General features: G+C 63.5%; 12 protein-coding genes and 1 pseudogene. 12 read left to right on the forward strand and 1 reads right to left on the reverse strand.

Features of this window, described 5'->3' with window-relative positions; genetic code table 11:
* Positions 1-3: 3 nt before the first annotated feature.
* Positions 4-762 (reverse strand): SDR family NAD(P)-dependent oxidoreductase, encoded by a 759-nt coding sequence (locus IM784_RS15785; RefSeq protein ID WP_199556316.1) that lies wholly within the window; start codon positions 760-762, stop codon positions 4-6.
* Positions 763-928: 166 nt separating this feature from the next.
* On the opposite strand from IM784_RS15785, the gene IM784_RS15790 reads away from it, so the two are divergent.
* The 12 genes and pseudogenes from IM784_RS15790 to IM784_RS15845 form a co-directional block, all read left to right on the forward strand.
* Positions 929-1582, forward strand: a complete 654-nt coding sequence (locus IM784_RS15790; RefSeq protein WP_199556317.1) for a TetR/AcrR family transcriptional regulator — start codon at positions 929-931, stop codon at positions 1580-1582.
* Positions 1579-2745, forward strand: coding sequence for a cytochrome P450 (locus tag IM784_RS15795; RefSeq protein WP_199556318.1), 1167 nt, complete (start codon positions 1579-1581; stop codon positions 2743-2745). Before IM784_RS15790 ends, IM784_RS15795 begins: the two co-directional genes overlap by 4 nt.
* On the forward strand, positions 2742-3494 hold the full coding sequence (locus tag IM784_RS15800; protein WP_199556319.1) for an SDR family oxidoreductase: 753 nt from the start codon (positions 2742-2744) through the stop codon (positions 3492-3494). The genes IM784_RS15795 and IM784_RS15800 overlap by 4 nt, the downstream gene beginning before the upstream one ends.
* A gap of 3 nt (positions 3495-3497) precedes the next feature.
* Positions 3498-4103 carry a histidine phosphatase family protein gene (locus IM784_RS15805; protein ID WP_199556320.1) on the forward strand — a complete coding sequence of 202 codons (606 nt, stop codon included), beginning with the start codon at positions 3498-3500 and terminating at the stop codon, positions 4101-4103.
* Positions 4100-5656, forward strand: a complete 1557-nt coding sequence (locus tag IM784_RS15810) for an AMP-binding protein (protein WP_199556321.1) — start codon at positions 4100-4102, stop codon at positions 5654-5656. Before IM784_RS15805 ends, IM784_RS15810 begins: the two co-directional genes overlap by 4 nt.
* A gap of 35 nt (positions 5657-5691) precedes the next feature.
* On the forward strand, positions 5692-8301 hold the full coding sequence (locus IM784_RS15815) for a TonB-dependent receptor (protein WP_199556322.1): 2610 nt from the start codon (positions 5692-5694) through the stop codon (positions 8299-8301).
* A 94-nt stretch (positions 8302-8395) separates the two neighbouring features.
* Positions 8396-9157, forward strand: coding sequence for a glucose 1-dehydrogenase (locus IM784_RS15820; RefSeq protein ID WP_199556323.1), 762 nt, complete (start codon positions 8396-8398; stop codon positions 9155-9157).
* Positions 9158-9212: 55 nt separating this feature from the next.
* Entirely contained in the window at positions 9213-10379 is a 1167-nt protein-coding gene (locus IM784_RS15825; protein WP_199556324.1) for an acyl-CoA dehydrogenase family protein, read from the forward strand.
* On the forward strand, positions 10376-11452 hold the full coding sequence (locus tag IM784_RS15830) for a phosphotransferase (RefSeq protein ID WP_328799567.1): 1077 nt from the start codon (positions 10376-10378) through the stop codon (positions 11450-11452). Before IM784_RS15825 ends, IM784_RS15830 begins: the two co-directional genes overlap by 4 nt.
* A 17-nt stretch (positions 11453-11469) precedes the next feature.
* Positions 11470-11781, forward strand: coding sequence for a 2Fe-2S iron-sulfur cluster-binding protein (locus tag IM784_RS15835; protein WP_199556326.1), 312 nt, complete (start codon positions 11470-11472; stop codon positions 11779-11781).
* A gap of 54 nt (positions 11782-11835) precedes the next feature.
* Positions 11836-12612, forward strand: a complete 777-nt coding sequence (locus IM784_RS15840; RefSeq protein WP_199556327.1) for an SDR family NAD(P)-dependent oxidoreductase — start codon at positions 11836-11838, stop codon at positions 12610-12612.
* A 466-nt stretch (positions 12613-13078) separates the two neighbouring features.
* A pseudogene (locus IM784_RS15845) lies at positions 13079-13575 on the forward strand (transposase); the annotation flags it as partial.
* Positions 13576-13702: the final 127 nt, after the last annotated feature.

The raw sequence follows: 13702 nt of genomic DNA on the forward strand, positions 1-13702 counted from the left end.
TGGTCAGGCAGCCAGGAAGCCGCCGTCGACGGCATAGGTCGCACCCGTGACGTAGCTGGCTTCTGGGCTGGCGAGAAAGGCGATGACATTCGCCACCTCCTCGTTGCGTCCATAGCGGCGCATCGCGATCAGTCCCGAAAAGCCCGCGCGCGCGGCAGCGGGGTCGCCGGGCGCCGCCTGCTGCTCGATCGACTGCATCATCGCATTGTCGATTGGGGCGGGGGCCACACTGTTCACGCGGATATGGCTTGCAGCAAGCTCAAGCGCGGCGGCCTTCGTGAGGCCGAGAATCGCATGCTTGGTAGCGGCATAGGGGCCGATGCCCGGAACCCCGACCTCGCCGGTGACCGACGACATGGTAACGATTGCGCCGCCTGTGTCGGCCATCGCGATCCCGCCATGCTTGATGGCGAGGAAGGTGCTGCGGATATTGGCGCGCATCACGTCGTCGAGACTCTCGACGTCGGCCATCACCAGTGGGACGACGCTGCCTTCCGATCCCGCATTGGCGACGAAGATGTCAAGCCGCCCGAAGCGCGCGATGGTTGCCGCAACGAGCGCCGCTACATCAGCCTCTTCGGCTGGATGCCCGGTGCAGGTCGCGACCCGGTCGGTTTCGCCGAGTGCTGCAACCGTCTCTGCGAGTCGTCCGGCATCGCGGCCCCCGAGCATGAGGCTCGCGCCTTCGGCTAGAAATTTGCGCGCGGTCGCGGACCCGATTCCGCCCGTTGCGCCGGTAATAATGGCGATCTTGCCGTCCAATCGGCCCATCGTTGCTCTCCTCTTCCCATTGTTTTTGCCTTTTTTTCGAGCCGGAAGCGGGTTTGGCTCCGCGTATCGAAAAAGTGACATTGACATCACTTTTACATTATCGCACTATGAGTGCAAGTCGAAAAGACAATGAGCGAACGGAATCGAGAGGGTGCCAATGGTGCAGAATCTAGACAGCAAAGCCGAACAGACGCTGCCGCCGACTCCGAAAGGGCAGGCAACGCGCGAGCGCATGCTCGATGCGGCGACCGAGGTTTTCGGGCAACTTGGCTATGAGGCGACCCGTGTTGTCGACATCAACGCCAAGGCCGGGGTGAGCCACGGCCTGTTCTATCGCCACTTCAAGGACAGGGCCGAAATTCTCGTCGCGGTCCTCGACCGGATGAACGCGCAGCTTCGTCATACCTCGGGGCGCGAAGTGGGCGAAGATGGTGCCGTCACGCTTGCGCAGCTCGAACGGCGCAATATCCAGTTCTTCCGCGAATATGCGCAGAACCGGAAACTGCTTCGCGTGGCGCGCGAAGTCGCGGCGCGCAGCGACGAGATCGGGTTTCGCGAAATGTGGCTGAAGATGCGCAATCGCTATGTCGAGCGCACGCATCGCTGGCTGGATCAGCTCGTCGCGAACAGCGAAATTTCGCCGCTGGAGGATGCCGCCATGGTCGCGGCGGGGTTGAGCGCGCTCACCGAGCAGCTAGCTTATGTCGAGATCGGGCTTGCGGTCGAGGATCCCGAGGCGGCGACCATCGAGCGGCTCGGCCGCAGCTGCGCCCTCATCTGGTACCGTACAATCCGCGGAGCGGCGGCATGAGCCTGATCGATCTCCTCGATATCGCGCCCTTCCAGGGCTCGCGCGAGCATGAGCTGTTTCGCGGCCTGCGGGCCCGTGACGGCCTGTTCTTCAACCCCGAGCCTGACGGACCCGGATTCTGGTCGCTCGCTCGCTACGAGGACATCTCGGCGGCGGCGCGGGACGGCCATCTCTTCATCTCGGGACAGGGAACCCAAATCAAGGATCGCCGCGCCGAAGGCCATGGAGCGCCGAGCGTCCACAACAGCGACGGCACGCTCCATTCGCGGCTGCGCTCGATCGTCATGCCCGGTCTGTCGCGCTCGGTGGTCGAGCGGCGAACCGAGGCATTCGCGCGCATCGCCGAGGAACTGGTGCTCGCGGCGCCGCGCGATGAGGCCTTCGATTTTGTCGATCGCATCGCGGTCCGGCTACCGATGCTCGTCATCGCCGACATGCTCGGCGTGCCGCCCGAGGAAGCGCCGGCGCTTGTCGACTCGGCCAATCTGATGTCCGACGTCAATGCGAGCGACGCGGAGCAAGCGGGGGCACGCCAGCATCTCTTCGACTATTTTCGTCAGCTTGGCGCACTGAAGCGCCGACAGCCCGCCGACGATCTTGCGACCCTGCTGGTCGAGGCCGATTTTCCCGAGGGCGAAGAGTCACAGCAACTGCTCGACGCCTATTTCATGCTGCTGACAATCGCGGGCAATGAAACGACGCGTTTTCTCGTTACCGGCGGTCTCGCGCAATTGGTGCGGCAAGGCGACTATCCGCTTTTGCGCGATCATGGCGAACTGCTGCCGACCGCGACGGAGGAAATGTGCCGCTTCGTCTCACCAGTCACGCACATGCGCCGTACGGCGTCGGCCGACACGGTGGTAGCCGGACAGGCGATCGCTAGGGGCGACAAGGTCGTTTTGTGGTTCGCGAGCGGCAATCGCGATGAAAAAATGTTCCGCGACGCGGACCGGCTGGTTCTCGACCGCAAGCCCAACCCGCATATGGGCTTTGGCATCGGTCCGCATTTCTGTCTCGGCGCACACCTCGCGCGGCTCGAGACGCGGCTGCTGTTCGAAGCGCTCGGCCGGCATATCGAGACCATTGAACTCGTGGGACAACCCGAGCGGCTGCCGTCCAACTGGTTCACCGGCTGGTCGGCGATGAAGGTGTGCTGGCAATGAGCGGCGCATTCCTCGTCACGGGTTCGGCGAGCGGCATCGGCCGATCGCTTTACTATGATCTTGTCGATGCGGGGCATCGGCCGATCGGTCTCGACCGCGCAGCGGGGCCCGGTTGCGACATCGTGTGCGACCTTGCTTCGTCCGAGGCAATCTTGCGCGCCGCGAAGCAGATCGATGGACCGCTTGCCGGTATCGCGCATGTCGCTGGCGTGCCGGGGACGGCGCCGACGGCGGCGGTACTGGCTGTGAACCTGCTGGCGCCGCGGCAATTGACCGACGCACTGGCAGGGCGGCTGGCCGAGGGGGCGAGCGTCGTCGTCGTGTCGAGCATCACGGCCGCGCGCTGCACACTAGACGATGCCGCGAAGGACTGGCTTCTGGGCCTTGAGCCCCGCGAATTGCAGGCCGAGCTTTCGACCCTCGACGGGACATCGGCTTACGAGCATTCAAAGGCGCTGCTCAACCGCTGGATGCTTCACGAGGCGGCTGCGTTCACCTCGCGCCGGATTCGCGTCAATTGTGTCAGTCCGGGACCAGTCGAGACTCCGATTCTTGCCGACTTTCGCAGCTCGATGGGTGCGGACCGGATCGCCGCAGCGGCAGCGCTGACCGGCCGTCACGGCCGACCCGAGGAAATCGCACAGGCTATTTACTTCCTGTTGTCGTCGCGCGCCAGCTGGGTCAACGGCGTCGACCTCAAGGTCGATGGCGGCTTTCATGCGCTGCGCACGCTGGCGGGGCGGGGCTGAACGATGAAGCTGATACTCGTCCGTCACGGCAAGCCCGAAACACAGGCCGGTGCGACCCCCGCCAACCCGCCGCTGTCGGCGCTCGGTCGCGAGCAGGCCGGTCGTGTCGGTCATTATCTCGCCGGAACCGCGGTCGATGCCATCGTTCATAGCGGCATGGCGCGCGCCGCAGCGACCGCGCAGCCGCTCGTCGACCGGCTCGCTATTGTTCCCGAGGCGATCGCCAATCTCGGCGAAGTCGATCGCTACGGGGTCGATTATGCCAATGCCGAGATCATCCGCGCGCGCGGCGACGAGGAATGGCGCCGCTTCCTTGGCGATCCGATTGGCTATTTCGGGATTGATCCGAAGCGGTTCCGTTCCGAGACGCTCGATGCCTTTGCCGAGCTTTTCGAACGCCGCGACCTCGAAACCGTCGCGATCTTCACCCATGGTTTTCCGATCAATATCCTGCTCGGGCAGGCGCTCGGCCTCGATGGCATGGGCCATTTCCTGCCCGACTATGGCTCGATCACGCGCCTTGCGGGCTCGTCGCTTGAACGCCTCGCGGTGGTCAGTGTCAACGAGACCGCGCATTTGTCCGGCCGCTTTATGGACGCCGCGGCATGACCTGGTCGCCCGCCGCGATCGCCGCGCGCGACCCGGGCCGAGAGGCGCTCGTCTTCGGCGCAGAGCGCTGGACCTATGGCGAGTTCGACAGGTTCAGCGCGCGGGTCGCGGCGCTGCTGTGGAAAGATGGATTAGGGCAGGGCGATGTCGTCGCGCTGCTCGTGTCGAACCGGCCCGAATTCCTCGGACTTGCCTGGGCGGCGCAGCGCTCGGGTCTCTATTATCTGCCGATCCCGACCAAGCTGACGTCGGCCGAGGTGCGCTATATCCTCGAGGACAGCGGGGCCAGCGCGCTGATCGCCTCGTCCGATCTCGGCGCGCTCGGCGCGGCAGCCTCGGAGGGGCTCGATATCCGGCGCTATGGTCTCGACGAAAACGGCGACTTTCCGCTTCTCTCCGCGGCGCTTGGCGACCACTCGCCGCCGCCGGTGATCGAGGGCGGCGACATGCTCTACACCTCGGGAACGACGGGCAGGCCCAAGGGTGTGCGCCGGCCGATCGCAGGCGAGACGCTGGGGAGCGACGCGCGCCGCGTCGAGCGCGGCGCGAAGCTATTCGGTTTCGATGCCGATACGGTCTTCCTGTCGCCCGCGCCCCTCTATCATGCCGCGCCGCTGCGCTTCGCAATGAACCTGCTCCGCGTCGGTGCGAAGCTCGTGGGCATGGAGAAATTCGATGCTGCCGCCGCACTCGACCTGATCGAGCGCGAGCGGGTGACGCACAGCCAGTGGGTGCCCACGATGTTCTCGCGGCTGCTGGCGCTGCCCGGGGATGCGCGGGCGGCGAGGGACTTGTCGTCGCATCGCTGCGCGATCCACGCCGGCGCGCCATGCCCGCCTTCGGTGAAGCGCGCGATGATCGATTGGTGGGGGCCGATCCTCCACGAATATTATTCGGGCACCGAAAGCGTTGGCTTCACGCACATTAGCTCGCCCGAATGGCTCACCCGGCCGGGCAGCGTCGGGCGGGCCTTCGGCTGCACGATCCATATTCTCGATGACGATGGCCGCGAAGTGCCGGCCGGAACGACGGGCACCGTCTATTTCGAGGGCAAGGCCGGGCTCGAATATCACAATGATCCCGAGAAGACGCGCGGCGCGCTCGATGCACGGGGCTGGGCGACGATGGGCGACATCGGCCATGTCGACGACGACGGCTTTCTGTTCCTGACCGACCGGCGGAATTTCACCATCATCTCGGGCGGCGTGAACGTCTATCCGAGCGAAGTTGAAGCGGCGCTGATCGAGCATCCCGCGGTGCGCGACTGCGCGGTCTTCGGGCTTCCCGACCCCGACCTCGGCGAGGTTGTGGCGGTGCTGGTCGAGAGCGACGCGGCAAAAGGACCGCACGATCTCGAACTCGCCCGGCGGATTGCCGCAGACATCGCCGCGACGCTCGCCGGGCCGAAGCGCCCCCGACTGTGGCGCTTCGATAGTGTCGGGCGGACCGAAACCGGCAAGATTCACAAGCAGCAGCTGCGCGACGCGAGCCGGGAAGCCGGACGCATGATCGACCTTCGACTATCGGCGCCCGCGCCGGACGGGGCGAGCTGATCAAATTTCAACGAGCATTTTCAGGGAGAGCGAACATGACTTATAATGATGGACGGAAAGCCGCCTTTTTGATCGCCGGGAGCATCTTCGCACTCGCTGCGGTTCCCGCGGGGGCGCAGGATGCGCCGGCGACGCCGGATGCCGCCGCGGCCGAAGAAACGGCGAGCGAGGGGGGGCTTGGCGAGATCATCGTCACGGCCCAGAAACGGTCGCAGAATCTGCAGGACGTCCCCGCCGCAATCTCGGCCTTCTCGTCCGAAGACCTCGCGGCGCGCGGGGTCAGCGAGACCAGCGACCTGATGGGCAGTCTGCCCAATATCCAGGTGACCTCGGCCTATTCGGACACGCAGCCCAATTTCTCGCTCCGCGGTATCTCGGTCGCGAACGAGTTTTCGGCTTCGACCGCGTCGCCGGTCGGGGTCTATGTCGACGAAGTCTATCAGAGTTTCCGCGCCAGCCACGGCCAGCAGCTCTATGATCTCGAGCGCGTCGAGGTGCTGCGCGGTCCGCAGGGCACTCTTTACGGCCGCAACACGACGGGCGGTGCGATCAACTTCATCACGCGCAAGCCCGATCTCTCGGGCAACAACGGCTACCTCACGCTCGGCTACGGCAATTATGACACGATCAAGGCCGAGGGCGCGGTCGAGCTGACTCTTGCCGAGGACAAGGCCGGCATTCGCGCGGCCTTCACGCGAAGCAAGGGCGATGGCTATACCTTCAACCCGACGCAGAACCTGGACTTCGGCACCACCGATTCGATCGCCGGCCGTATCTCGCTCCGCTTCAAGCCGGTCGATACGATCGATATCAATCTCAAGGCTTATTATGCCAAAAATGACCCGCGCCAGGACCTTCCCTATGGCATCGGCTATCTCCAGGGTCGCACCGACGCGGGCGGCTATTCGCGCTTCGATCCGCGCCCCGAACTCGGCGGGCGGCGGCTGAAGCGCAATGAGGTCCAGTCGGATACCGGCGGTGATTATTTTACGCGGTCGAAGGGGCTGTCGCTCAACATCGAAGCCGAACTGGGCGGCGATCTCACCCTGACCTCGATCACCGGCTATGACGTCGGCCGCTATCGCTTGTCGCCCTTCGATTGCGACGGTTCGCCGAACAATATCTGCGCGATCCGCTACGACAGCTCGAGCAAGAATTTCAACCAGGACCTACGCCTGACCTATGATGGCGACCGGCTCAAATTGATCGGCGGCCTCTATTATGGCCAGGACAAGATCGACACGTACAATGAGCCCGATTTCTTCGGCTTCCTGCGTCCGCTTCTCTCGGGTGCCGGCCTGCCCGGCAATTACGGCAATATCCCGATCGCGGTCGGCAATTCGCTCCGCACGCTGCCGGCCTTTGCGCTCGATCCCTCGCTGACGCCTGCCGATCCCGGTTTCTGCGCGCCGGTGGTGATCAATCCCGCAGGCTATTTCGACGCGCGCACGCTGATCGCGTTCAACGCCGACGTGGCCGCGACGAATACGGCTGGCGGGACTGCGGCGCAGAACGCCTGCTTCGCGGCGGGCGCCCCACCGTTCGGACCGATCGCCGCAGACCAGCGCTTCACGCTCAAGCGGCCCTCGACCGCCATTTATGGAGAGGCGGTCTGGGATGTCACGGATCAGCTCAGCATCACGCTTGGCCTGCGCTACACATGGGACAAGGTGAAATATCAGAATGCGCGGACGGTCCTCTTCGGGCTGGACGGGGTGACCCCGATCGCTAACCTCGTCCCTTACAGCTCGCCCTATGATCCGAACCTTCCGGCGTTGAACCAGAAGGAATCCTCGGGCGAACTCACCGGGCGCCTCGTCGTCGACTATAAGTTCAGCGACGATGTGATGGGCTATGCAAGCTACAGCCGCGGTTATCGTTCGGGCACCTATAACGGGCTCGCTTATCAGGATGTGAGCCAGGTCTATTTCCTCGATCCCGAGAAGGTGAACGCCTATGAGGTCGGGTTGAAGACGCGCCTGCTCGACAACAAGCTCCAGCTCAATCTTGCCGGCTTCTATTATGATTATTCGAACCAGCAGATCGCCCAGATCATCGGCGCGACGTCCTTCCTGCGTGCAGCAAACGGACGCGTCTTTGGCGGCGAGGCCGAACTCGCCCTGCAGGCGACCGACGCGATCCGTTTCGATGCCTCGGTGGGCTATCTCAACAGCAAATATAAGGGCAACAAGATCGACCCGACCGATCCGGCCAGCCTGACACTCAACATCAACGGCAACCAGTTCCCCAACGCGCCCAAATGGACGGCGTCGGCGGGGGTCGACGTGACGCTGGTCGACAGCGGTCCGCACAAGTTCCAGGTTCGCGGCGACGTCCAATATATGGGTAAATATTTCTTCGACCCGTTCGGTTCCTACGGCCAGAATCCCTGCGACAAGCCCGCCGCAGGTTCGCAGGTGCTTGCGGCGACGCCCGAGATCGCTTGCGGCAATCCTGACTATGTCCTCTTCAACGCCAGAGCGACTTATACGTTCGACGAGCGCTTCTCGGTCGCGTTGTGGGGCAAGAATCTGACCAACAAATTCTATTATACCTATGGTCTGAACCTCAACGCCTTCTACCTCGACTATCTCGCTCGCGGTGCCCCGCGCACCTACGGCGTCGAAGCAACGATGCGCTTCTGACGACCCAGAGCAACCGAAAGTCCGCTTTTCCGCCGCATAACGGCGACGGGAGGGCGGGCCGGACGGCCCCGCGCCACCATCAGGGAATGAGAGTATGACAGGCAGGCTGGAAGGCAAGGTGGCGCTGGTCACCGGCGCGGGATCGGGGCTCGGCGCGGCGATAGCGCGGCGCTTCGCGGACGAAGGCGCGCGCGTGATCGTCTCCGATGTCAATCTCGCGGCAGCGAGCGAGGTTGCTCGCCATCTCGGCGGCGGAGCGGTGGCGTTGAGGATCGACGTTGCCGATCCGGCTGATTGGGCAGCCGCCTTGCCGGCAGTAGAGGACGCCTTCGGAGCACTTCACATCCTCGTGAACAACGCCGGAATCTGCTTGACGGGTTCGGTCGAGGATATCTCGATCGAGGACTGGAAGCGGACGCATGCCATCGATCTCGATGGGGTCTTCTATGGCATGCGCAGCTGCCTGCCGCTGATGCGACAGAGCGGCGGCGGCGCGATCCTGAATATCTCGTCGATTTCGGGGATCGTCGCGGCGGGCAACCTCGCCGCCTATAATTCGGCTAAGGCGGCGGTGCGTCACCTGACCAAGTCGGTGGCGCTGCACTGCGCCAAAACGGGCGGCAAGATCACCTGCAATTCGCTCCATCCGACCTTCATCGACACACCCTTGCTCGACGGGCTGACGGCGGGGCAGACGCGCGAAGATGTCCTGGCCAAGCTTGCCCGGCAGATTCCGCTCGGGCGTGTCGGTGTACCGGACGATGTCGCGAACGCCGCGCTCTATTTCTGTTCGGACGAAGCAAGCTTCGTGACGGGTGCCGAGCTGGTGATCGATGGCGGTCTTTCGGCGATGTGACCCGAGCACGGCATGCCGCAACCACCACATTAATTAGGATCGGAGCCAATAGCTCATGAGTATCTCTGACCGCGCCCTCGCCATCGCCGCCAAGGTCGAAACCTTTGTCCGCGAAACCGTCGTTCCCTATGAGAGCGATCCACGCCGCGACCATCATGGCGCGCCGACCGACGAACTGATGATGGAGATGCGCGAGCATGCGCGTGCGGCGGGCGTCCTGACCCCGCACATCCTTGGCGACGGCGATCACCTCAACCAGCGCGAGACCGCGGTCGTGCTGATCAAGAGCGGCCTCTCGCCGCTCGGCCCGCTTGCGTGCAACACGATGGCGCCCGACGAGGGCAATATGTATCTGCTCGGCAAGGAAGGCAGCCCCGAACTCAAGGAGCGCTTCCTGAAGCCGATGGTCGAAGGCCATGTCCGTTCGGCCTTCTTCATGACCGAGCCCGCCGAAGAGGGCGGCGCCGGGTCCGACCCGTCGATGATGAAAACGACATGCCACCTCGACGGCAATCATTGGGTCGTGAACGGCCGCAAGACCTTCATCACCGGCGCATTGGGCGCGCGCGTCGGGATCGTGATGGCGAAGTCCGAGCAGGGCGCGTGCATGTTCCTCGTCGACCTGCCCGATCCCGCGGTCCGCATCGACGATGTGCCCAACACGATCGACAGCTCGATGCCCGGCGGCCACGCAACGATCACTATCGATAATCTCCGCATTCCCGCCGACCAGATGCTGGGCGAGGCCGGCGAAGGTTTCCGTTATGCGCAGGTGCGCCTGTCGCCCGCCCGCCTGTCGCACTGCATGCGCTGGCTGGGCGCGTGTATCCGGGCGCACGAGATTGCGACCGACTATGCCAACCGCCGCGAGGCGTTCGGCAAGGCACTGATTGACCATGAAGGCGTCGGCTTCATGCTCGCCGAGAATATGATCGACCTGAAGCAGGCCGAATTGATGATCGACTGGTGCGCCTCGGTGCTCGACACCGGATCGCTCGGCACGGTTGAAAGCTCGATGGCCAAAGTCGCGGTATCCGAAGCCTTGATGCGCATCGCCGACCGCTGCGTGCAGGTGATGGGCGGGACCGGGGTCACCGACAAGACGATCGTCGAGCAGGTGTTCCGCGAGGTTCGTGCCTTCCGCATCTATGACGGCCCGACCGAGGTCCACAAATGGAGCCTCGCCAAGAAGATCAAGCGCGACTGGAAGGCTGGCCTGTGAGTGGGGGAGGCGAGCACGAGGCGGCCACGGCGGCCGTGCGCGACGGTTTCGCCTTCGACGAAGCGGCGTTGCGCGACTGGCTGGTTTTGCATGTCGACGGTTTTTCGGGGCCGCTCAGCATAGAGCGTTTCAAAGGCGGTCAGTCCAACCCGACCTACAGGCTGTGCACGCCGCGCGCGCATTATGTGCTCCGGCGGAAGCCGCCGGGGCCGCTGCTCCCTGGCGCTCACGCCATCGAACGCGAAGTTCGCGTGCTGACGGCGCTCAAGGCGGCCGGCTTTCCCGTGCCGCACATCTTCGCGCTGTGCGAGGAGCCGGCTGTTATCGGGACGCCCTTTTATATCATGGAAATGGTCGAGGGCCGGATCTTCTGGGACGCGACCTTCCCGTCTGTTCCGCATGCAGAACGGTCCGCCTATTTCGATGCGATGAATGAGAAGATTGCCCGGCTTCACGCGATCGATCCTGTGGCGGTTGGACTCGGCGATTACGGCAAGCCCGGCGACTATTTCGCACGGCAGATCGGTCGCTGGTCCAAACAATATCTCGCCGACGATCTCGCCGGGCGCGATCCGAATATGGACTATATGCTCGAGTGGCTTCCGGCCCATATTCCGGAAAGTGATGCGACGGCCATCGTCCATGGCGACTTCCGGTGCGACAATATGATCTTCCACCCGACCGAACCGCGGATCGTGGCAGTTCTCGATTGGGAATTGTCGACGCTCGGCCATCCCTTCGCCGATTTTGCCTATCATGCGATGATGTACCGGATGCCGCCGCATGTCGTGGCAGGACTTGCGGGCTCCGATCTGGAGGCGCTCGGCATTCCGTCCGAAGCTCGGTATGTCGGCGATTATTGCGGCCGCACCGGCATGCCCGATACCGACTATGCGTTCGCTCTCGCGTTCAACTTCTTCCGCCTTGCTGCGATCTTTCACGGGATCAAGGGGCGGGCCATTCGCGGCACCGCCTCGTCGGCAGAAGCGCATGAGCGCGCGCGGGCCTTTCCAGAACTCGCTGCGCTGGCGGTCGCGCAGACGCGGCCCGGATGCGGCCCCTTGTCACCCTGAAATTTGAGGAAACAGATATGCCAGAGATTTGCATCGTTCTGCGCGACGGCAGCGAGCGGCTCATCGACGCCGGTCCCGAATATTCGCTGATGGAAGCCATTCGTGACGCCGGCGTTGATGAAATGCTCGCGATGTGCGGCGGCTGCTGCTCATGCGCGACCTGTCACGTTTATATTGAAGAGTCCGGAGGCGATTTGTCCGGGCCGTCGGCGGACGAGGATGACCTCCTCGATTCGACCGGCTGTCGAACAAGCCAGTCGCGCCTCGCATGTCAGGTCCGGCTGGCCGAAGCGACCATTAAGAGAGCGCGCATCGCTCCCGAGGATTGACCAAGTGGACAGTCTCCGCCGACGCGGGTGACAAGAGAAGGGTAAGGCCGCCGCATGCGTGCAAAATTCACATTCGACCTGACAGGCCGGACCGCGCTGGTGACCGGCGCGTCGTCGGGGATCGGGCACCGCTTTGCGACCTTGCTTGCCCGATCAGGCGCGCGGGTGATTGCGGCCGCCCGGCGAACCGAACGACTGGACGCACTTTGTGCAGATATTCGTAAATCAGGGGGCGAGGCAATCGCGATCGGTATGGACGTCGCCGACGAAGCCTCGACCGTTGCTGCCTATGACGCGGCAGAGCGGGCATTCGGCGTCATCGACACGGTCGTCGCGAATGCCGGCATCAGTCCTGCCGGAAGCGCGCTGGGGCTCTCGGTGGACGATTTCGACCTCACGATGAGCGTGAACCTGCGCGGCGCCTTTTTGACGGCGCGCGAAGGCGCGCGGCGTATGGTGGCCAGCGACATAGGCTCAACAGGGTCCGGACGGGTCGTGTTGATAGGCTCGGTTACCGGGCAGCACGCATTTCAGGGCATCGTTCCTTATGGGGCCTCAAAAGCCGCCGTTGCCCAGATGGGGCGCCTGCTGGCCAAGGACTGGGCGACTAAGGGGATAAATGTCAACACGATCGCGCCGGGCTATATGGAAACCGACATGACCAGTGAGCTCTGGGAAATCGAAAAGGGAAGGGCACTTCTTGAAGGCTTTCCCCGCCAGCGCTTGATGCAGACCGATGCATTGGATCCCCTACTGCTCTACCTTTGCTCTGACGCTAGTGCACCGGTTACCGGCAGCCTCTTTACTGTCGATGATGGGCAGACTCTCTAGCCTCTGATCAGATCGCAAAGGGGGCCTGTACTGCAACCGGCGGACTCCTGCCGTGCAAGCCCGCCCCGGTTTGGCGATCCCAAGCGCCTTTTTGGCGTTTTCTGTACAAGCGGGGGCGATCGAGCGCCCCGTGAAACCGTTGGAACCCAGAAGAGATCTTCCTCGCAAAGGACAGATATCTTACACTTGGCGCCCGTTCGATCTGGATCGGACGGGCGCTTCCTTTTTTGTCGCGCTCCTGCCGGTTCGCCTCCAAGCCCGGTGGTACAAGCGCCTACGCTGACCTGCCCCCCGCTGGTCCCGCGGTCATAACGAGAGTCTGCCGGTTTGATATTCGTGCTCGCCCACCGGCACAAGCGCGTCGGGCGTGACGCCTCCATTTGTCCGCCGTCAGCACCAATGGCACAGATTTGAGGTTGTGAATTAAGGAGGGTTGGGGCTTCGTCGTAGTGACGAAGGAACGAAGATGAAGCCCCAACCCTCCTTGAAAAAATCGCCGGTAAAGGCCCCCGCTGAGCGGGTGGTGAAGGACATCCGGCGACAGACCCGCCGGCACTTCTCGGCCGAGGACAAGATCCGTATCGTGCTGGATGGCCTGCGCGGCGAGGACAGCATTGCGGAGCTGTGCCGCAAGGAAGGCATTGCCCAGAGCCTGTATTATACCTGGTCCAAGGAGTTCATGGAGGCCGGCAAGCGCCGCCTGGCCGGCGACACCGCCCGTGCCGCGACCAGCGGCGAGGTGCAGGATCTGCGGCGCGAAGCCCGCGCCCTGAAGGAATGCGTGGCCGACCTGACGCTCGAGAACCGCCTGCTCAAAAAAAGCATGATCGCGGATGGGGGCGACGACGAATGAGGTATCCGGCATCCGAAAAGCTCGAGATTATCAGGATCGTTGAGCAGTCGCACCTGCCCGCCAAGCGCACGCTGGACCAGCTCGGCATTGCCCGCCGGACATTCTATCGTTGTCCGCCGTCAGCACCAATGGCACAGATTTGAGGTTGTGATTTAAGGAGGATCTGGGCTTCGTCGTAGTGACGAAGGAACGAAGATGAAGCCCAGATCCTCCAATGTAAAATCGCCCGCCAAGGCC

The organism is Sandaracinobacteroides hominis, from assembly GCF_016464365.1.
Lineage (GTDB): Bacteria > Pseudomonadota > Alphaproteobacteria > Sphingomonadales > Sphingomonadaceae > Sandaracinobacteroides > Sandaracinobacteroides hominis.

What these genes read in the sequence shown, in the direction of transcription:
- IM784_RS15790 (WP_199556317.1), top strand. Translation starts at nt 929, where the DNA reads ATGGTGCAGAATCTAGACAGCAAAGCCGAACAGACGCTGCCGCCGACT.
- IM784_RS15795 (WP_199556318.1), top strand. Translation starts at nt 1,579, where the DNA reads ATGAGCCTGATCGATCTCCTCGATATCGCGCCCTTCCAGGGCTCGCGC.
- IM784_RS15800 (WP_199556319.1), top strand. Translation starts at nt 2,742, where the DNA reads ATGAGCGGCGCATTCCTCGTCACGGGTTCGGCGAGCGGCATCGGCCGA.
- IM784_RS15805 (WP_199556320.1), top strand. Translation starts at nt 3,498, where the DNA reads ATGAAGCTGATACTCGTCCGTCACGGCAAGCCCGAAACACAGGCCGGT.
- IM784_RS15810 (WP_199556321.1), top strand. Translation starts at nt 4,100, where the DNA reads ATGACCTGGTCGCCCGCCGCGATCGCCGCGCGCGACCCGGGCCGAGAG.
- IM784_RS15815 (WP_199556322.1), top strand. Translation starts at nt 5,692, where the DNA reads ATGACTTATAATGATGGACGGAAAGCCGCCTTTTTGATCGCCGGGAGC.
- IM784_RS15820 (WP_199556323.1), top strand. Translation starts at nt 8,396, where the DNA reads ATGACAGGCAGGCTGGAAGGCAAGGTGGCGCTGGTCACCGGCGCGGGA.
- IM784_RS15825 (WP_199556324.1), top strand. Translation starts at nt 9,213, where the DNA reads ATGAGTATCTCTGACCGCGCCCTCGCCATCGCCGCCAAGGTCGAAACC.
- IM784_RS15835 (WP_199556326.1), top strand. Translation starts at nt 11,470, where the DNA reads ATGCCAGAGATTTGCATCGTTCTGCGCGACGGCAGCGAGCGGCTCATC.
- IM784_RS15840 (WP_199556327.1), top strand. Translation starts at nt 11,836, where the DNA reads ATGCGTGCAAAATTCACATTCGACCTGACAGGCCGGACCGCGCTGGTG.